The sequence below is a fragment of the Oleiphilus sp. HI0128 genome, from assembly GCF_001635365.1.
Window position 1 is genome coordinate 1 of record NZ_LWGG01001542.1, and the last position, 741, is coordinate 741.

Here is a 741-nt window from a genome sequence, read left to right on the forward strand (position 1 = left end):
CTCGGTACCACCTGAGCCAGACTGAATATCGAGATATGCGTTGTTTTCATCCATCTCGCCAGAAAACATTCTTCGAAACTCTAGCGTTTCAAGCTTTTCACTTAGCGTGCCAAGCTCATCTTCAACAGCAGAAACCGTTTCTTCATCTTGCTCTTCCACAGCCATATCCAGCAGCTCCTGAGCGTCCACCAGACCAACGTCGAGATTTTCTATGGTTGCTACAACAGCTTCTAGATTAGAGCGTTCTTTGCCAAGCGCTTGCGCGTTGTCCGGATCATCCCAGACACTAGGCAATTCTAATTCACGTTCAACTTCTACAAGTCGCTCTTTTTTTACATCAAAGTCAAAGATACCCCCTAAGCGTTTGCACACGCTCAGACATATCTTTTATTTGCTGCACTAGCGGGTTTACTTCCAACATCTATTGACTCACATTCCTTAAAACTGAAAAAAGCGAAATAACACACTTAATAAAGCGCGCCATTCTACCGCTAAGCTAAAACCGCTCCAACCAATTTTTCATTTCTTTCGCAGTTTCCGGCCAGCTTGGCTCTAATAAAATCTCATGCAACGCCTTTGGAACGATTTTTCTTTGCTTATTAGTCATCTCTAAACGATCAAATAAGTGTTCACTCACCCAGGGCTCAACGAGTTCATCGCCTTCTCCGTGCCATATAGCGATGGGCGTTTTGATTTGCGAAGCCTGCTTGCGTAGCTTAGTAACTGCCGATAAATACTCTG

General features: G+C 44.3%; 1 protein-coding gene and 1 pseudogene. Both read right to left on the reverse strand.

Annotated features, from left to right (window positions below; translation table 11 throughout):
- Window positions 1–421 (reverse strand): annotated as a pseudogene (locus tag A3763_RS25380) (PCRF domain-containing protein); the annotation flags it as partial.
- Window positions 422–496: 75 nt separating this feature from the next.
- The coding region (locus tag A3763_RS25385; protein ID WP_197483125.1) for an alpha/beta hydrolase at window positions 497–741 on the reverse strand (245 nt) is incomplete at its 5' end.